The organism is Streptomyces sp. NPDC096310, from assembly GCF_044763125.1.
Classification (GTDB): domain Bacteria; phylum Actinomycetota; class Actinomycetes; order Streptomycetales; family Streptomycetaceae; genus Streptomyces.
This window is the reverse complement of the sequence record NZ_JBIWFO010000009.1, coordinates 236,031-253,517: the sequence shown is the minus strand read 5'-3', so window position 1 is coordinate 253,517 and position 17,487 is coordinate 236,031. Positions and strand designations below refer to the sequence as shown.

Here is a 17,487-nt window from a genome sequence, read left to right as displayed (position 1 = left end):
CCCCAGCACGACGCCTCGTACGACTAGGTTCACTGGCGAGGAAGGCGAAACGACTGGGTTCGCTGTCAAACGCCCCGATTGGATGACAGCGGACAATAGGTTTGGGAGGCGCCCAGAACCACGGTCGGGTGATGTTGACGAGTTCGGGAGGCACTGGGGTTCTTGCCAGGGCAGCATCGGGATGCTCCTGGTGAAAGGTCCTGGTCATGCCGCAAATGTCGAAGGTCGAGCTGTACGCCGCGATCCGGCGTGACCATCGCGGCGGCATGTCGATGCGGGAGCTTGAGCGCAAGCACGGCGTGACTTGGCGGACGGTCCGGAAGGCGCTGGACTCGTCCTGGCCGGAGCCCCGTAAGAAGCTGCCTCCACGAGCCACCACGCTGGACCCGTACAAGCCGGTGATCGACGAGATCCTGCGGGCGGATCTGGACTCGCCGCGCAAGCAGCGGCACACGGTCACCCGGATCTTCCATCGGCTGGTCGAGGAGCACGGGGCGGACGTCTCCTACGGGGTGGTGCGCTACTACGTCGCTGGCCGGAAGTCGGAGATCCTGGTCGAGTCCGGCAAAGCGCCGCTGGAGGCGTTCGTTCCGCAGACTCATCTGCCCGGTCACGAAGCGGAGGTCGACTTCGGTGACGTGACCGTACGTCTGGGGGGCGAGCTGGTCACCTGCTATCTGTTCTCCTTTCGGCTGTCGTATTCCGGCAAGGCCGTCCACCGCGTGTTCGCCTCCTGCGGCCAGGAAGCCTTCTTCGAAGGCCACGTCCACGCACTGCGGGCCCTGGGCGGGGTGCCGAGGACGAAGGTCCGCTACGACAACCTGAAGGCCGCCGTCGCCAGGGTGCTGGGGCAGAGCCGGGGAAGAGTGGAGGCCGACCGGTGGATTGCCTTCCGCTCGCACTTCGGCATCGAGAGTTTTTACTGCCGACCCGGGATCGAAGGCGCCCACGAGAAGGGCGGAGTCGAAGGGATGATCGGCTACTTCCGCCGCAACCACTTCGTCCCTGTCCCCGAGGTCTCTTCGCTCGCCGAGCTGAACGAGATGGTCGAACAGTGGGACCGGCAGGACGACGCCCGCCGAATCGGGGCCAGGCCCAAGACGGTCGCGGAGTACTTCGCACTCGAACAACCACTGCTGATGCCGCTGCCCGAGGAACCGTTCGAGACCGGCCGGCTGTTCACCCCGCGGGTCGACCGCTACGGCCAGATCCCGGTCCGCACCAACCGCTACTCGGTCCCGATCCGGCTGATCGGCAAACGCGTGCGCGTCGTGCTGCACGCCTCTCACCTGGTGGTTTACGACCAGAACGTGGAAGTCGCCCGGCATGAACGGCTGATCGCCAAGGGTGCCGTCCGCCTGGATCTGGACCACTACCTGGAAGTCCTGGTCCGCAAGCCCGGCGCCTTCCCTGGCTCCACAGCACTCGAACAGGCCCGCTCGGCAGGCAGGTTCACCCCGGTCCACGACGCCTGGTGGGACCAGGCCCGCAAGATGCATGGCGAGCGGGACGGCACCCGGGCCCTGATCGAGGTCCTCCTGCTGGGACGTCACCTGCCCCACGAGCACGTCGTCGCCGGCCTGGCCGCGGCCTTGCGGGCCGGCGCCATGACCGCGGACGCGGTCGCCCTGGAGGCCCGCAAGGCCGCCCAGGCCGAGACCGAACCCGCCCCCGCAGCGGACCGGCTGGTTCCCGAGAAGCCGTCGGCAACGGTGACGTCCCTGCACGAGTGGCGGCTCGCGCACCTTCCTGCGGACACCCGGCCGCTGCCCTCGGTGGCCCCCTATGACCAATTGCTCCGACGCCGCCGCACCAGCGGCAGCGACCACCGTGAGGGAGAAGCACAGTGACCCTGCCCCGCCAGCGAGGCTTGACCGAGCAGGCCGCCGACGCCGCCATCGACAGCGCCTGCCGCCTGCTGCGGCTGCCGTCGATCCGCAACGAGTTCTCCGACATCGCCGACCGGGCGATGAAGGACCAGATGACCTACCGGGACTTCCTCGCTGAGCTGCTGATGACCGAGTGCGACGACCGGTCCCGCCGCCGCTCGGAGCGGCGGATCAAGGCGGCCGGATTCCCGCGGGAGAAGTCCCTGCGGGCCTTCGACTTCGACGCGAACACCAACATCGACGCCGCCACCATCCACACCCTCGCCAGCTGCGAATGGATCAAGAAGAGTCAGCCGCTCTGCCTGATCGGCGACTCCGGCACCGGCAAGTCCCACATGCTCATCGCCCTGGGCACCGAAGCCGCCATGAAGGGCTACCGCGTCCGCTACACGCTGGCCACAAAGCTGGTGAACGAGCTGGTCGAAGCGGCCGACGAGAAGCAGCTGAACAAGACCATCGCCCGCTACGGCCGTGTCGACCTGCTCTGCATCGACGAACTCGGATACATGGAACTGGACCGTCACGGCGCCGAACTCCTCTTCCAGGTCCTGACGGAACGCGAGGAGAAGAACAGCGTCGCCATCGCCTCCAACGAGTCGTTCGGCGGCTGGACCAAAACCTTCACCGATCCCCGGCTCTGTGCGGCCATCGTCGACCGCCTCACCTTCAACGGCACCATCATCGAGACCGGCACCGACTCCTACCGCCTCGCCAGCACCCGCGCACGAACCGAAGAACCCGCGAAGGTCGGCTGACCTGCGAACTCCGGCGAATGGACTGCCTCCCCTCAGACTGCCTGGCCTTGAGGGGAGGGCCGAGTCCCGCCTGGGCTGTCGATCAGAGCAGCCACGTAGTCGGGGGCTTCGTCAACGAGTAGGTGGCCAGCACCGGCGACGACGTCGAGCTCGATACCGAGGGCACGGCGAACGGCTGGGACGAGGCGCTGCGGCGGCAGGAAGGTGTCATGCTGGCCGGCCACCGCCCGGCGACGCGCGGTCGTCGCGGGCAGCTTCGCGATCCCCGGAGAGCCGCTGGAGCGGGCATGCCGGGCGATGAGCGTCATCCATTCAACCAGCTCAGGCCGTGGTTGCCGGCCGGGTGCGTGCATGGCGCGCAGGAGCCGGGCACTGCGTTTCGGCGTCGGACGCAAGTACCAGGCGGTTGAGGCAGCCATCACACTGCCGCTTACCCGCAGTCTCGTCAGCCCTCCCGGACTCACGAGAACCTGCCGCTCAACGCAGGGCGAAGCGCACGACACTGTGATCGCGGCGCCGAATGAATGGCCGAGGACCGTCACAGGCCCTGTCGACAACTCATTCAGCACCTCGCCCAGCCAGGATCCGTACCAGGAAAGTCTGTTGCCGGAGGGCCGGCGTTCCCCGGAGCTGAGACCGGGCTGCCCCGGAACGTCCAGGAGCGCAACGCGGTGGCCTGCGGTGACCAGAGCGGTCGCCAACGGCAAGGATGAAGCCGCATTGAAGTTAGTGCCGGGGACGAACACCACCGTCGTTGCACCGGTCCCCGCAGTCACCACGTGAGTGCGTACTTCCTTGGCTGTCACTACCGTCCGCTCATGCGGAACTGTCCATCGATCAAGCTGATCGGCGCACCAGCCCTGGATGGAGTGCCGACCTACCTCGTTGCGATAAATCGATCCCATCCAGCGAGTATGCCCCTGCCCGGACAGCTCCCTCACATCAAGGCACTCGCCACCGACACCAAACAGCAGCGTCAACGCCGTCATTTCTCCTCAACATTCACGGCCCCGTCGCCCCCCAACTGCCGCCGGAACCCGTCGACAAACGCTGTTCCTAGAAGTCGACGAAGCCATAGTTACCTATCGTTTTGTTGTCACTATTCGTAACCACTCATTTGTCACCATGCGGAGGATGGATCCTGTGTCTGTCACATCGAGCCGTACGCTTGTACACCGCCCGCCTGGCGTCGAAATCCGGCGGGTCACGGCCAACGGGGTCGACCTCAATGTGGCTCTTGCCGGCGAGGGGCCGGCAGTACTGCTGCTGCACGGCTTCCCGCATACCTGGCAACTGTGGACCGGGATCATGGATGGCCTTGCGGGGCGATACCGGCTGATCGCACCGGACCTGCGAGGAACAGGCGCGAGCACGCACGCGCCGGACGGCTACGATGCCGGCACGCTCGCGACCGACGCCGAGGCGCTCCTCGACGCGCTCGGGGTGAGCTCGGCGGCCGTGGTCGGCATCGACGCCGGCACCCCGCCGGCCTTTCTCCTGGCCATGCGCCGTCCCGGCCTCGTCCGGCAGCTCGTGGTCATGGAGTCTCTTCTGGGCACACTGCCCGGTGCCGAGGAATTCCTCGCCCACGGAGCACCGTGGTGGTTCGGCTTCCACGCGGTGCCCGGCCTCGCGGAAACCGTACTCACAGGGCAGGAAGCCCACTACATCGACTGGTTCCTCGGCGCAGGCTCTCTCGGGGAAGGTGTCGATCCCACGGTCCGAGATGCCTTTGTCCGCGCGTACACCGGGACCGAGGCCCTGCGTTGCGCCTGCTCGTACTACCGTGCACTGCCCACGAGTGCCGCGCAGATCCAGGAGGCCGTCGGTACGGGCCGGTTGACCGTGCCCACCATGGCCATCGGGGCCCGCCCTGTAGGGAGAGCCCTGGAACAACAACTACGGCCGGTCACCGATCATCTTGTCGGCCATGCCATCGAGGACTGCGGCCACATCATCCCGCTGCACCGCCCCGAGAGGCTGCTCAGCCTTCTCGAACCGTTCCTCGACTCGGCGGGACCGACCGTCGGGCCTCGCCCGGGCCGTGTGTGATCCTCTCCGAAGACTGCCGCCGCCGCGTCCGGCCGCAGAACGGCGCCCCATCGGGGCGCCGTTGACCGCTCGACATGATGCCGCGGCGAGGTCGTCAGAGCATGTCGTAGGTCAGGTGCGTCGCGGTCGACGTCGAGGTCACGCTCCGTCGCACCAGCGTGCGGGGCGTGCCTCCGGTGAACAGTGGTGTCCCGGCGCCCAGTACGACGGGCGCCAGGTGGAGAGAGAGTGTGTCGACCAGCCCGGCGTCGAGCGCCGAGGCGATCGTGGCGCCGCCGCCCATGAGGACGACGTCGAGGTCCTTGCCACTGTCCGACGACGCCGCCTCGGCGCGCTCGCGCGCGGTGGTGACGGCGTCGGACAGGCCGCTGGTGACGAATGTCCAGTCGAGGCCGGTGAGCCGCACCGACTCCGGTGGCGAGCTCGTCACGACGACGAACGCGGGCTTGCCGACCTCGCCGGCGCCGTAGCCGGACGTGTCGTCCCAGCCGTTCGGCCCGTCGACCACGTCGAAGAGCCCACGGCCGAGGACGACGGCACCTGAGCGGGCGGTCCCCTCGCGCAGAACCCGACGGTCGTCGGGGTCGTCGGAGAACGCCCATGTGTGCAGGGCCTCGCCGCCGGCACCCAGACCGTTGTCCGGGCCGGGGTCGGGCCCTGTGACGAAGCCGTCGAGCGAGACCGAGATGTCAGCGATGATTCGAGTCATGTCAGGTGGACCCGATCCACCGCTCGAACTCATCGCTCACCCCTGCCACGCACGCCGGAGACGAAACCGGGACCCCGGCCGCCTTCGGCACCGGGCGACCGCCCTTCAGCAGCAAGGCACCCGGAACGTCCGCCCCACAGCGTGGATCGCGACATCCTGGGCACCGAACCATCCTTGCGTGTGCGCCTTGCGCCCGGTCGGGGCGGTCCGCGGGAACCGCGCGGCATGGGCGGAGAAGGCGTTGTCAGCCGCTCTGCCGTGGCGCCCCCCGCGCGCCACGGTAGCGATCGTCCGACATCAGCCATGCAGCCGCGTCCTGCCGGATCCGTACCGCGTCGAAGCCGTCGTACTCCAGGATCACCGACCTGATCGCGCCTCGCTCCCGGTACTCGTCCATGATCGCGACATGCTCCGGCAGGCGTACGAACTCGGCCAGGGCTCGCCGCCCGGTCCACACCGAGACCGACCCGCAGCGCCGGGCCAACGGCGCGGCCCATAACCACATGCCGACCGCTCCGGCGAGATGCGGCCAGCGGCGTCGCAGGGCGAAGCCGCGATGCGCTATGCCGGGCAGGTCCCTGTACACGTCGCTGGTGAAGTCGGTGACGCTGACGATCAGCGGTCCGCTCCGGCGAGCGGGGCTGGCGCTGTCGACGCCGTTCGGCGCGGTCCGATCGCCGGAGGAGGCGTGCCCGGCGGGGCCCTGGCGCCAGCGGCTCCTCAGCACGGCCTCGGCGTCCAGGACGGGTCGCGGCCGAGCAGGGCGAGCAGCCGGTCGCCCGGTGGCGCGTCGCCGGGGACGGCGATCCGTCGGCGGAACGCCGCACCGGCCCCGCGGCCCTCCTCCGGGACCAGGGCCGCGACGCGCAGCGCGGCGGCGGTGAGTTCAGCGGCGGGCTCCCACCGGGCGCCGATCGTCACCGCGAGGTCCCAGGCGTGTGCCACGTAGTCGAGCAGGTGGAAACCGATCGCGGTGTGCCCGGGGACGGCGAAGCCCTCGCCCACCTCCGGCAGCGCGAACCGCCGCTCCAGCACGGCGTCCTCCGCGAATGCCGTGGTGGCCCTGCGCGCCGATGCCTCATACGCTCCGGCCGGGTCGTCGCCGAGGTCTCCGTCGCGCCACACGGCCCACGGCTCACCCGCGCCGCGGGCGGAGGCGGCGAACCCCTCGTTCTGGCAGACCAGATGGCGGAGCAGCCCGTACACGGTCCAGTCCGCGCATGGCGTCGCCCACCTCATGTGTTCGGTCTTCACTCGGGAGACCACCTCCCCGGTCAGCGACAGCGCCTGGCGGTCCAGTTGTCGTAGATCCATGGCAGGAGCGTAGAATCCCGCAGCGGTTCAGCTCCAGAGCCAATAAGCTGCCAGATGATTGAGCCAATTGCCGGGCCGGAGGCCACCAGCAGCCGCGCCGGGGACGGAAGGCCGACATGGATGTGCACGTCCGGCTGGACGGGCAGCGCGACCTGTCCGGCCAGATCTACCGCCAACTGCGCACCGCGATCCACGACGGGCTGCTACGGCCCGGCGATCCGCTGCCCTCGACACGGGAGTTGAGCCGCCGCCTCGCCGTGGCCCGCAACACCGTCGGCGTCGCCTACGAACGGCTCGTCGCCGAGGGGTACGCGGACAGCAGAGTCGGCTCGGGGACCTATGTGCGTACGACGGACCTGCCGGCGTACGGGCCCGCGGCCGTCACCGGCACCACCGGCTCCGGGCTGCGCCCGCGCGCCCTGTGGGCGGGCCTGTCCCCGTGGACGCTTCCGGAGACCACGGGACCGGCCTCGGCGGCCCACGATTTCCGGGTCGGTCTGCCGGACGCCCGGCTCTTCCCGTACGACGCCTGGCGTCCCCTGATCGCCCGGGAGCTGCGCCTCTCGGCAACAGGGGCGGCGGGGTACGGCGATCCGTCCGGCCACGCCGGGCTGCGGGCCGCGCTCGCCCGGCACGTCCGGCTCTCCCGGGGTGTGCGGACCGGCCCGGACGACGTGCTGGTGACCACGGGCACGCAGCAGGCCCTGGATCTCATCGGGCGGGTGCTGCTCGGTCCTGGCGACCGGGTGGCCGTCGAAGAGCCCGGCTACCCACCGGCGCGGCTGCCGTTCCTGGCGCAGGGCGCCGAGGTGACGGGCGTACCGGTGGACGCCGAGGGGCTACTGGTGGACGCCATCCCGCCGGGCACCCGCGCCGTCTACGTCACCCCCGCGCACCAGTTCCCGCTCGGCATGCCGATGTCCCTGCGGCGCAGAACGGCGCTGCTGCGGTGGGCACGCGGACACGGCGCCGCGGTGATCGAGGACGACTACGACAGCGAATTCCGGTTCGGTGGGCGGCCGGTCGAGACGCTGCAGAGTCTGGACCGGGAAGGGCACGTCATCTATGTGGGGTCGTTCTCCAAGGCGATGCTGCCCTCCCTGCGTATCGGCTTCCTGGTGGCGCCCGCCTCACTGCGCGGTGCGCTGCGCACCGCCAAGTACGCCACCGACTGGCACACGGCGGTCCCCACGCAGGCGGCGCTCGCCCGCTTCGTGGACAACGGGCTGCTCGCCCGGCACCTCCGCCGGATGCAGCACCTGTACGCGCCCCGGCACGAGGTCATCACCCGGGCGCTCACCGGCCACTTCGCGGATCTGGCGGAGCTGGTGCCGTCCACCGCGGGTCTGCATGTGACCGCGTTCACCCGGGGCCGCCTCGCGGGCCCCGACGCCCTCGCGGAGCGCGCCGAGCGGGCCCGGGCGTCCGGTGTGGCGGTCCACACCCTGGCGGAGGTCGCCGCGGACCGTTCGGCGCGTCCGGGCTTCGTCTTCGGGTACGGCTCGATCAGCGCCCCGGACATCGGGCCGGGCCTGCACCGCGTCTTCGGCCCGCCCGGCGAGCGTACGCCCGTCGTCGCGGGTCAGTAGCTCACGGGCAGCGCGAGCAGACCGCGGGCGCGCGGGGACGGCCGCCACTTCAGTCCGTCCGGCGGGATGTCGAGGGCGAGCCCCGGGAAGCGGTCGAGGAGCGCGGCGAGAGCGACCTCGGTCTCCATGCGGGCCAGGGGCGCGCCGAGGCAGTAGTGGATGCCGTGGCCGAGGGCGAGGTGACCGGTGGTGTCGCGGCCGATGTCGAGCCGGTCGGGCTCGGCGAAGCGGTGCGGGTCGCGGTGCGCGGAGGCCAGCGACAGCAGAACGGTCTCACCTGCCGGAATGGCGACCCCTCCGATGGTGATGTCCTCGGTGGGGAACCGGCGGATGGCCAGGGGCACGGGGCCGTCGTAGCGGGCCAGTTCGTCGACGGCACCGCTCAGCCGACCGGGGTCGGCGCGGAGCGCGGCCAGTTGGCCGGGGTGGCTGAGCAGCGCCAGGGTGGCGTTGCCGATCAGGTGGACGGTGTTCTCGTACCCGGCGAACAGAACGAGGAAGACCAGGGACATGAGCTCGTCCTCGCTCAGCCGGTCCTCGTCGTCGCGTACGGCGATCAGGGCGGAGAGCAGGTCGTCGGCAGGGGCGGCCCGCTTGTCGGCGATGAGCTGGGTGAAGAAGGCCAGCATGGACCGGACGGCTCCTGCGGCCTGGTCAGGCCGCGCGGGGTCCGGGGCGACCAGGGCGTCGGTCCAGGACCTGAAGTCCTGCCGGTCCTGCGGGGCCACGCCCAGCAGCTCGCAGATCACGGTGATCGGCAGCGGCGCGGCGTACGAGGCGATCAGGTCGGCGTGGCCGTGTGGCTCGATGGCGTCGAGCAGCAGGTCGGCCGTCTTCCTGACGGGTTCGCGCAGCAGGGCGATACGTCGCGGGGTGAACGCCTGGGACACGAGGCGCCGGATGCGGGTGTGGTCGGGCGGGTCCATGTTCAGCAGGTTCGCGTCCAGTGCCGGCGGCAGCGTCAGCCCCCGGTAGCCGCCGGGCGCCGCGTTGGCTTTGTCCAGCGAGAGCCGGGGATCGGCGAGGGCCCGGCGTACGTCGTCGTAGCGGGTGACCAGCCAGGCCGAAACCCCGTCCGCCCCCGCGACGCGGTGGACGGGCCCGGCCTCGCGGAGCCGCGCGTACACGGAGTACGGGTCGGCGGTCAGCTCGGCGGGATCAACGGAGGGCGGCGGGGCGGGGGTTGTGGTTGCCATGGCCTCCACCCTAGACAGCGGGAGCCCTTCCCCATGACGTCGTACGCCTCGTACTCAGTCGATCTGTGCGATGAGCGTGCGGGTCTCTGGCCGACCGGTCACGGCGCGGGGACGGGGCCGCCGGGCCGGAACCGTTCCACCCCGACGATGTGCCGTACCTTGACCGGGCGCACGATCACCGCGATCCGCCGCTCCCCCGGCATGATCCACTCGAACCGTTCGCTGCCCAGGTACTTGCGGGCCAGCCGGTCCATTCGGTCGTGCGCCTCCTGGCCGTCGATGAATCGGGTCACCTCGCCACTGATCTGCACGCGGTCGAAGGGATCGGCGGCGTCCGCGTGCGAGAGATAGACCCGGGGGTCGCGGCGCAGGTTCTCCTCCTTCACCCGGCCCGCCGAGGTGTTGAACGTCAGCTCGCCCTCTCCCTCCAGATCCACCCACATCGGGCTGACCTGCGGCGCTCCGTCGGCGAACACGGTCCCGACGTACCAGATGTGGGGAGCTCGCAGCCGGGCACGGACAGCTTCGTCGAAGATTGCAGACATCCCGAAAGGCTATCAACCATGACGAGCGGGACAGTTCGCGGGAGAACCCGTGGGTTCCGCATCGGCCCAGGCCCCGGGCATCCGGCCGCATAAGCTCCGGGTGCCGGCGGATCGGACGTGCGCCGGCTGTTGTCGCGTCCAACTATCCACTCCCCCAGTGGGGTTGGCCATGGGCCTCGGACCATGAAGAACAAGCTCAGCGGAGGCCGCGGTGCTCGTGGACCGTGAGGGACAGTGCCTTCATCGCGGCGTGGGCCCGGTCGGCGTCCAGACCCTGGTCGACGGCTTCCAGGGCTTCGGCCGCCGATACCCGTACGGCCAGCGGCAGGCCGTCATGGGCGGCTGCCCGGTAGGCGACGGTGCGGCGGGCGTCCCGCTCCTCTTCGCTCACCCCGTCGGGGACGAGCGGGAAGACCGCGGCCTGGTACCTCGCGATGCTCACGAGAACGGCGTCGGCGACCCCTTCAGCGTAGCCGTCGACCGGGACGGTCTCGGGCTGGAAGAGGGCCAGGACCCGGCGGCGGGCGAGGAACGAGCCGATTCCCGCTCCGAGGCCGGCCGCGGCAGCGGCAGCCGCAACCGTGATCCGGCCGCCCAGGAGAAGGCCGAAGCAGGCGCCGCCGATCGTCGCCCAGGTCACCAGTACGAGGGTGATCAGCAGGTGTACTCGGGCCGCGAGCGGGGGCGTCATGCCCAGCAGTATGCACAGCGCCCCTGTCCGGCTTCGCGGGCGAGCGGCGTTCGGCTGCGCGCCCCCGGGTGCCTGTCGAGTCCGGCTGCGCGCTCCCTCGGAAGGCGTAACCGTCGCTGGGCACCGCTCACCATGATCAATAACCTGACGTCCGGCGCGTGATCTCGCGCCCGGCGTACAGAGAAGGCGAGCGACTCCCCGTGAAACTCCCGATGTTGCAGCGCATGGCCCGGCTCACCGCGGCGACCACACTGCTGACCGTGCTCGGCACCTCGCCGGCCGGGGCGGACAGCGCATGGCAGAAGGTCGGCGGCGACGCCCGCAGCGGTGTCAGCGGACTCGCGTACGAGGGCCGTACCGAAGACGGAACCGGGACGCATGTACTCGTCGTACATGACAACAAGCGTTCCGGACAGCAGCGCCTGTCCCGGATCACCCACCGGGAGGGTTCCGACAGCGTCTCCCCCCTCACCTGGGACGGCGCGGAACCCGTCGACCTGGAGGCCATCGAAGCCATTCCCGGGACGCCGGGGCAGTACGTGGCGCTCGCCAGCCACGGCATCGTCTACCGCCTTGCGGTCACCGGCTCCACGGCGACGGTCGTCGACTACTCGCCGCTGCCCGCGATCGGTGAGGGCGACGACTTCGAGAGCTTCGCGCTCGTCGCCCAGGGCGGCGGACTCGCCGCGCTGTGGGCGGACCGGGGAGCCGGCGCCGACCGCCCCGCCACCCTGTACGCGGCGCCCCTGACGTTCGCCCCGTGGGGGCAGCCGCAGTTCGGCACCGTGACGCGCCGGGCCTACCGGGCGGCGTACCCGACCGCCGAGGGCACGCGGCACATCTCCGACATCTCGGTGACCGGCTCCGGACGGATCATCATGAGTTCGGCGGCGGACGCCGGGGACGACGGCCCGTTCGACTCCGCGGTGAGCTACGCGGGCCGGGTGAGCGTGTCGACGGCGGGCCGGGTACGGGTGACGCTCGCGGCGTCCCCCACCGTGCTCGGGACGTTCCCCCAGTACAAGATCGAAGGAGTGGAGTGCCTGCCCGGCTCCACCGACACTCTCCTGGGCACCGACGACGAGAACCTCGGCGGATACCTGCGGACCATGCCGCTGTGCGGGGCCTGATGCCGCTCGCCATGCCCGCGTGCTGAACCCAGGAGCGGCAGGATCTCGCCGAAGGCGGTCTCCACTGGGTCCCCGGTCCGGCGCGCAGGCCCGCAGGGCGCTGCGCCCCCGTACGGGTCGCAGCGGAGACGCCGCCCCGGAGCCCGGCCACCCGTGCGGCAGCAACAGGGGCGTGGCACCACCGTCGCAAGGGACGTCCATACGATCATCGGCCTGACTGCGTCCGGTGTGGGCTTCGGACTGGGGCCTTCACGCGTGCTGTCGGCCCGGCGGGCGGGTACGTGGTTCTGCGAGGTCGTACCGCGTACGCCGCTGCTTCCTCGCCACGGCCCGGAAGAACTGCCCCGACCTCGGGGCGCCCTCGACCACCGGCTCGGCCATGGAGGTGGTGCGGATGTCGTCGGGGACATCTCACGGGGTGTGACGGCTTCCTGACGCCCGGTCGGGGTGAAGACCGGCCGGGGCAGCGGAATCACTGTACGCGGCGGGCCTGTGCAGCGCGATGATCGTGAAGCTGCTGCCCGGTATGCATGCCAGCGACGGCGGCCCGGCCGCGACAGCGGATGAGTTCCTCGTGGGCGAGCTGACGGCGCAGAGGGCCCGTATCGAGCGCGTGATCGAGGACCTGCGGCGCTCGCGCTCCCTCCTGAACACCATCATCAACACCGCCGCCGCACAGCGACGGGACCAGCCTCGGCAGACCCCGCAGGCGTGAGGCCGCCGCCTGTCCCGGCGGCTCCTCCAACGCCGAACCTACCTGGCTCCTCAGAGCTCAGCCCTCAGTGAGGGCAATCCCCCGCGCCGGGGACGGTCAAGCACGAGGGGGCACCGTGCTGTTGGGCGGAGGGTGGAATTCACCGGCCGGCCGACGTCAGGTCGCACAAGGAGGCGTTCCACGACCAGATCGCCAGGTGGGTCAACGCCACCCAGGTGCCGGTGGTCGAGGCGGCCTTCCTGCTCGCGGAGGGGCCATCGTGACGGCCGGGATCCGTGACGACCCGGCCCCGGCCCGGCACGCTCGCGCAGCCGTCGCGAAGCTGCTCGGGGCGCCTTGACTCGCGGGATCCGGCCGGGCGGGAACCGGGCTCGGCCGACCGGGTCCGTCGGACGCCTGCTGGTTTGGCCGACGGCGCGGCCCGGATACCCATGGCGCATGATTCCTCCTCAGGTCGACGCGGTCCTGCCGGAGCTTGCCCCCTTCGTCCGCGCTGTGCGGGCGCGCAGGCCCGACGACGGCACATGGTGCGAGGCATGGACGGTGCGTGACATCCTCGCCCACCAGACGGGCAACGCCGAGGAACTGGCGCGGGTTCTCCAGGCGTTCCTCATGGGAGCACCGGTGGAGACCAGGAGTTTCGCGCGCGAGGCCCCCTACCGGCAGATGTCCGACTCCGAGCTCTGGTCGGCGTTCCTGAGCCGCTGTGAAAAACTCGCCGAGGTCTCCGCGGCCGCCGCGCGGGATCTGTCCCCGGAGACCGAGGTGATGTGGACCGGCCGGACCGTGAAGGTCCCCTTCTTCGCGGAGCACATGCGTGAGGAGCTGATCCTGCATCGCTGGGATCTGACCGGCGACGACGGGACGGCCGTGCGGGCGCTCAACGAGCCGTGGATGACGGAGCACAGCGTGGTGTCGGTCGGCCGGCCTCTGCTGGTCCGAGGCCGTGCCGGTCTGGATCTGGGGCCCGAAGGGCGGGTCGAAGGGCGACTGCGCACGCCGGGTACCGACGATGTCGTGGTGGTCGCCGACGCCGAGGGCGGCAGTGTGCGACTCGCCACCCCCGAGGGGCCCGCCACGATCGAGAGCGATGCGGCCGTACGCGTACTGCTGCTGTGGGGGCGACGTCCCGCCGATCCCACACGCTGGCACAGCTCCGCGGGGCCTGAGGCCCTGCGCACGGTACGGGCCCTCCTGAGCGGCTACTGAGCGGCGACTGAGCCGGACCCTCCTCGGCCGGCTTCAGGGCGACGACGTCGCCCGACTGTCATCCTGGACGTGGTCCGCCCCGAGCGGCGGGCCGATGGCCGCGGGCCCGCCCGTCATTCGCTGCGGCGGGAGAGGCTGTAGAGAAGGATCAGCACAGCCGCTGCCATCACCAGTACGTGTAACCAGGCGGGGGCGGCGGAGGCGTCGGCGGCCAAGGTCGTGAGCGAGTTCATCATGGTGTCTCCTTCGACACGGCCGTCCGAGACGGGACGGACCGCGTTCGTCGTGGGTGTCCTCACCTCGCCGTAACAGGCCGGACCGGGCCCGTCGACAGCGTTCGCAGGACGCGTTCCGGGTCACGGTGCCGCATGGCGGGGCCGGGGCTTTCGCCCTGTCCTCACCGTGCGGAGCGGGCGGGTTTGCGCCCACATCACCGGCCTCCTTCGGCAGTTGGTATGCGTGTGCCCCCGAATCAGGACGGCAGACCTGATGGGACACGCCTCCCCTACGGACAGCGCCGTCGTGGGGCGGAGCGCCGCTGGACGAACTCGGCGCCCGTACCGTACGCGATCACCGGCCGGGGCCCGTCCTGGCCGGGACCGCCCCGTCGTGCGTGCCGGCCGGTGCCCCGTCCTCGAACTGGGTGCGGTACAGCTCCGCGTACCGCCCCTCCGAGGCGAGAAGTTCTTCGTGGGTGCCTCGTTCGACGATCCGGCCGTCCTCGACCACGAGGATCAGGTCGGCGGCCCGTACGGTGGAGAGCCGGTGCGCGATCACCACCGCGGTCCGGCCTTCCAGGGCTTCGGCGAGCGCTGCCTGCACCGCCGCCTCGGAGGTGTTGTCGAGGTGCGCGGTCGCCTCGTCGAGGATCACGACGCGCTGACGCGCGAGCAGCAGCCGGGCGATGGTCATGCGCTGGCGTTCGCCGCCGGAGAGCCGGTAGCCGCGCTCGCCGACGACGGTGTCGAGCCCGTCCGGCAGCGATCGGACGAGACCGTCGAGGCGGGCCCGGCGCAGGACGTCCCACAGTTCGTCGTCGGTGGCACCGGGCCGGGCGAGCAGCAGGTTGGCGCGAACGGACTCGTGGAAGAGATGTCCGTCCTGGGTGACCATGCCGAGCGTGGCGCGCAGGGACTCGGCGGACAGGTCGCGTACGTCGACACCGCCGATACGGACGGCGCCCGCGTCGGTGTCGTAGAGGCGCGGGAGGAGTTGCGCGATGGTCGACTTGCCCGCGCCGGAGGAGCCCACCAGGGCGACCGTCCGGCCGGGTTCGGCGCGGAACGAGATGCCGTGCAGCACCTCGGCACCGCCGCGGGTGTCGAGCGAGGCGACCTCTTCCAGTGAGGCGAGGGAGACCTTGTCGGCGGCGGGGTAGCCGAAGCGTACGGAGTCGAACTCGACGGAGACCGGTCCTTCGGGAACCCGCCGGGCGTCGGGGCGTTCCGCGACGAGGGGCGGGAGGGCGAGGACTTCGAAGACCCGCTCGAAGCTGACGAGGGCGCTCATCACCTCGACGCGGGCGCCGGCGAGCGCGGTGAGTGGCGCGTACAGGCGGACGAGGAGCAGGGAGAGCGCGACCACGGCGCCGGGGTCGAGGCTGCCGCGCAGGGCGTAGGAGCCGCCGAGCCCGTAGACGAGCGCCAGGGCCAGGGCGGAGACGAGGGTCAGGGCGGTGATGAAGGTGGCCTGCGCCATGGCCGTGCGGACCCCGATGTCCCGTACGCGGCGGGCCCGGGCCGCGAACTCGGCGGACTCGTCGTCGGGTCGGCCGAACAGCTTGATCAGGGTGGCGCCCGGTGCCGAGAACCGCTCGGTCATCCGGTTGCCCATGGCGGCGTTGAGGTCGGCCGCCTCCCGCTGGAGCCTCGCCATACGGGTGCCCATCCGGCGTGCGGGCACCACGAACACGGGCAGCAGGACGAGCGCGAGGAGGGTGATCTGCCAGGAGAGGGTGAGCATCACGGCGAGGGTCAGCAGCAGCGTCACCACATTGCTGACGACACCGGAGAGTGTGTTGCTGAAGGCGCGTTGTGCGCCGATCACGTCGTTGTTGAGCCGGCTGACGAGGGCGCCGGTGCGGGTACGGGTGAAGAAGGCGACGGGCATGCGCTGGACATGGTCGAAGACCGCGATCCGCAGATCCAGGATCAGCCCTTCGCCGAGGGTGGCGGAGAGCCGGCGCCCGAGGAGGCCGAGGCCTGCTTCGGCGAGGGCGATGAGCGCGATGAGCAGGGCGAGCCTGACCACGGTCCGCTCGTCGCCGCCGGACACGATCGCGTCGACGACGCGGCCCGCGAGGACGGGTGTCGCCACCGCGAGCAGTGCGGTGGCGACACCGAGCAGGACGAACTGGAAGATGCCCCGGCGGTGCGGCCGGGCGAAAGCGGCGATCTGGCGGAGGGTGGCGCGGGCGAACGGCCGGTGTCCGAGGCGGGCGTTCATGACGTTCTGCAACTGCGTCCAGGCTGTGGACTCCATACTCATGGGAGGACTGTAGAACCTCAAGCAACCTTGAGGTCAACCGTGGTCGCCGGAACCCCGCCCCAGGGACGATGCCGCCCGGGCATGGATCCGCCCGGGGATGGCTCCGCCCGGGAACGGAGAGCCGTTGTCAGCCGGGGTCAGGGCTGAGCCTGTGGTTCGTGCCGGAGCGGCCGATGTCCAGGTCCATCAGGGCCGTCAGGGGTGTGCCGCCGATCCAGAAGCCGAGCAGATCGACGTCGAGGAGCACCAGGCCGTGCCGGGCGGCGAAGGCACGGGCCGGCTTCGTGAAGGTGCACGAGGCGACGAAGAGCGGGACGTCCGCGCCGTGTTCGTCGCGTACGGTGCCGTTGAACTTCTGCAGGTCGGGGCTGCCGACGGTACGGTGTTTCGCGTACCGCTTGCACTGCACCACGAGCTTGCGGCCGTCGGGGAGCCGGCCCGTGACGTCGGCGCCCAGGTCGTTCGAGCCGCCCACCCGCCGCACCTGCGTGCACCCGTCCCGGCGGCACAGGTCGGCGACGTACTCCTCGAACTCGCGGTCCCCCAGCCGCCACACCGCCTCCATCGACCGCAGCGCTTGGACCCGGGCCTGCTCCGCGAGCCGGGCCCGCTCGGCGCGTGCCTCACGACGCCCCGCGCGCACCAGCACCGCGGCCAGACCCCCCGCGGCCAGGACGGCCGACACCACCAGCACCACCGTTCCCGTTCCCATGCGCTGTCCCCTCCCCTGAAGCGGCTGCCCCTGTGCTCTTCCACAGCTCCCCACCCGCGCGCGGGTTCATCCCGGGTGAACCGGTCATTCACGTACGCCCGCCTACGCCACCATCTCCCGGCGGGCCCCGGCCATCACCGGGACGGCGGCGCCGGGCACCGCGCGGGTGAGCAGGTACGCGACGGAGCGCCAGGGCCAGCCGCGCGCTGCACGAGGTCGCGCACGGCGGAACGGTGGTCGTCCCCGAGGTGGTGCGCCAGCTCCTTCGCCGCCGCCGCGATCCGCTGGAGCGGCTCACACCGCGCGATCGCCGGGGAGCTGGTGGTCTCCGAGGCCGCGATCGGCAAGCACATCAGCGGCATCCTCGCCAAGCTGGACCTGCCTCCGGCGGACGAGACCCACCGCAGGGTGCTGGCGGTCCTCACCTACCTGCGCGCCTGACCTGCCGAGGTTTCCGGGAGAGGGCCGACCGGTTCGCCGGGACCGGCCGGCCC

The 17,487-nt window shown here is 70.9% G+C and carries 17 protein-coding genes and 1 pseudogene; 8 read left to right on the top strand and 10 right to left on the bottom strand.

Annotated features, from left to right (window positions below; genetic code table 11):
• The first annotated feature begins 215 nt into the window (after nucleotides 1-215).
• Nucleotides 216-1,850 (top strand): IS21 family transposase, encoded by a 1,635-nt coding sequence (gene istA, locus ACIQ7D_RS20065; protein WP_403939316.1) that lies wholly within the window; start codon nucleotides 216-218, stop codon nucleotides 1,848-1,850.
• On the top strand, nucleotides 1,847-2,644 hold the full coding sequence (gene istB, locus ACIQ7D_RS20060; RefSeq protein WP_403939288.1) for an IS21-like element helper ATPase IstB: 798 nt from the start codon (nucleotides 1,847-1,849) through the stop codon (nucleotides 2,642-2,644). The genes istA and istB overlap by 4 nt, the downstream gene beginning before the upstream one ends.
• 32 nt (nucleotides 2,645-2,676) lie before the next feature.
• On the opposite strand, the gene ACIQ7D_RS20055 is transcribed toward istB, so the two are convergent.
• Nucleotides 2,677-3,633 carry an alpha/beta fold hydrolase gene (locus ACIQ7D_RS20055; RefSeq protein WP_403939286.1) on the bottom strand — a complete coding sequence of 319 codons (957 nt, stop codon included), beginning with the start codon at nucleotides 3,631-3,633 and terminating at the stop codon, nucleotides 2,677-2,679.
• A 145-nt stretch (nucleotides 3,634-3,778) separates the two neighbouring features.
• Between ACIQ7D_RS20055 and ACIQ7D_RS20050 the strand changes: the two genes are divergently transcribed.
• Nucleotides 3,779-4,696 carry an alpha/beta fold hydrolase gene (locus ACIQ7D_RS20050; RefSeq protein WP_403939314.1) on the top strand — a complete coding sequence of 306 codons (918 nt, stop codon included), beginning with the start codon at nucleotides 3,779-3,781 and terminating at the stop codon, nucleotides 4,694-4,696.
• Nucleotides 4,697-4,790: 94 nt separating this feature from the next.
• On the opposite strand, the gene ACIQ7D_RS20045 is transcribed toward ACIQ7D_RS20050, so the two are convergent.
• From ACIQ7D_RS20045 to ACIQ7D_RS20035, 3 genes are all read right to left on the bottom strand, one after another.
• Nucleotides 4,791-5,405, bottom strand: coding sequence for a dihydrofolate reductase family protein (locus ACIQ7D_RS20045; protein ID WP_403939284.1), 615 nt, complete (start codon nucleotides 5,403-5,405; stop codon nucleotides 4,791-4,793).
• A 244-nt stretch (nucleotides 5,406-5,649) separates the two neighbouring features.
• Entirely contained in the window at nucleotides 5,650-6,132 is a 483-nt protein-coding gene (locus tag ACIQ7D_RS20040) for a hypothetical protein (RefSeq protein WP_403939282.1), read from the bottom strand.
• Nucleotides 6,126-6,719 carry a TIGR03086 family metal-binding protein gene (locus ACIQ7D_RS20035; RefSeq protein WP_403939281.1) on the bottom strand — a complete coding sequence of 198 codons (594 nt, stop codon included), beginning with the start codon at nucleotides 6,717-6,719 and terminating at the stop codon, nucleotides 6,126-6,128. The genes ACIQ7D_RS20040 and ACIQ7D_RS20035 overlap by 7 nt, the downstream gene beginning before the upstream one ends.
• Before the next feature lie 116 nt (nucleotides 6,720-6,835).
• Between ACIQ7D_RS20035 and ACIQ7D_RS20030 the strand changes: the two genes are divergently transcribed.
• On the top strand, nucleotides 6,836-8,308 hold the full coding sequence (locus tag ACIQ7D_RS20030) for a PLP-dependent aminotransferase family protein (protein ID WP_403939279.1): 1,473 nt from the start codon (nucleotides 6,836-6,838) through the stop codon (nucleotides 8,306-8,308).
• Here the strand turns inward: ACIQ7D_RS20030 and ACIQ7D_RS20025 are convergent.
• From ACIQ7D_RS20025 to ACIQ7D_RS20015, 3 genes are all read right to left on the bottom strand, one after another.
• Nucleotides 8,302-9,504 (bottom strand): cytochrome P450, encoded by a 1,203-nt coding sequence (locus ACIQ7D_RS20025; protein WP_403939277.1) that lies wholly within the window; start codon nucleotides 9,502-9,504, stop codon nucleotides 8,302-8,304. The genes ACIQ7D_RS20030 and ACIQ7D_RS20025 overlap by 7 nt on opposite strands.
• 98 nt (nucleotides 9,505-9,602) lie before the next feature.
• Nucleotides 9,603-10,049 carry a PPOX class F420-dependent oxidoreductase gene (locus ACIQ7D_RS20020; protein ID WP_403939275.1) on the bottom strand — a complete coding sequence of 149 codons (447 nt, stop codon included), beginning with the start codon at nucleotides 10,047-10,049 and terminating at the stop codon, nucleotides 9,603-9,605.
• A 196-nt stretch (nucleotides 10,050-10,245) separates the two neighbouring features.
• Entirely contained in the window at nucleotides 10,246-10,740 is a 495-nt protein-coding gene (locus ACIQ7D_RS20015) for a hypothetical protein (protein WP_403939274.1), read from the bottom strand.
• A 200-nt stretch (nucleotides 10,741-10,940) separates the two neighbouring features.
• On the opposite strand from ACIQ7D_RS20015, the gene ACIQ7D_RS20010 reads away from it, so the two are divergent.
• The 3 genes from ACIQ7D_RS20010 (at nucleotide 10,941) to ACIQ7D_RS20000 (ending at nucleotide 13,794) form a co-directional block, all read left to right on the top strand.
• Entirely contained in the window at nucleotides 10,941-11,870 is a 930-nt protein-coding gene (locus ACIQ7D_RS20010; protein WP_403939272.1) for a hypothetical protein, read from the top strand.
• Nucleotides 11,871-12,372: 502 nt separating this feature from the next.
• Nucleotides 12,373-12,585: a hypothetical protein gene (locus ACIQ7D_RS20005; protein WP_403939270.1), complete on the top strand. Its 213-nt coding sequence runs from the start codon at nucleotides 12,373-12,375 to the stop codon at nucleotides 12,583-12,585.
• A 438-nt stretch (nucleotides 12,586-13,023) separates the two neighbouring features.
• A complete protein-coding gene (locus ACIQ7D_RS20000; RefSeq protein ID WP_403939268.1) occupies nucleotides 13,024-13,794 on the top strand; it encodes a maleylpyruvate isomerase N-terminal domain-containing protein in 771 nt (256 codons plus the stop codon).
• Between the two features lie 113 nt (nucleotides 13,795-13,907).
• On the opposite strand, the gene ACIQ7D_RS19995 is transcribed toward ACIQ7D_RS20000, so the two are convergent.
• The 3 genes from ACIQ7D_RS19995 to ACIQ7D_RS19985 all read right to left on the bottom strand — a co-directional run bounded on the left by ACIQ7D_RS19995 (nucleotide 13,908) and on the right by ACIQ7D_RS19985 (nucleotide 16,993).
• Nucleotides 13,908-14,030 carry a hypothetical protein gene (locus tag ACIQ7D_RS19995; RefSeq protein ID WP_403939266.1) on the bottom strand — a complete coding sequence of 41 codons (123 nt, stop codon included), beginning with the start codon at nucleotides 14,028-14,030 and terminating at the stop codon, nucleotides 13,908-13,910.
• A 334-nt stretch (nucleotides 14,031-14,364) separates the two neighbouring features.
• Entirely contained in the window at nucleotides 14,365-16,275 is a 1,911-nt protein-coding gene (locus ACIQ7D_RS19990; protein WP_403939312.1) for an ABC transporter ATP-binding protein, read from the bottom strand.
• Nucleotides 16,276-16,408: 133 nt separating this feature from the next.
• Complete coding sequence (locus ACIQ7D_RS19985) at nucleotides 16,409-16,993, bottom strand: restriction endonuclease (protein WP_403939264.1); 585 nt, start codon at nucleotides 16,991-16,993, stop codon at nucleotides 16,409-16,411.
• A 203-nt stretch (nucleotides 16,994-17,196) separates the two neighbouring features.
• On the opposite strand from ACIQ7D_RS19985, the pseudogene ACIQ7D_RS19980 reads away from it, so the two are divergent.
• Nucleotides 17,197-17,434: pseudogene (locus ACIQ7D_RS19980) on the top strand (DNA-binding response regulator); the annotation flags it as partial.
• Between the last annotated feature and the right edge of the window lie 53 nt (nucleotides 17,435-17,487).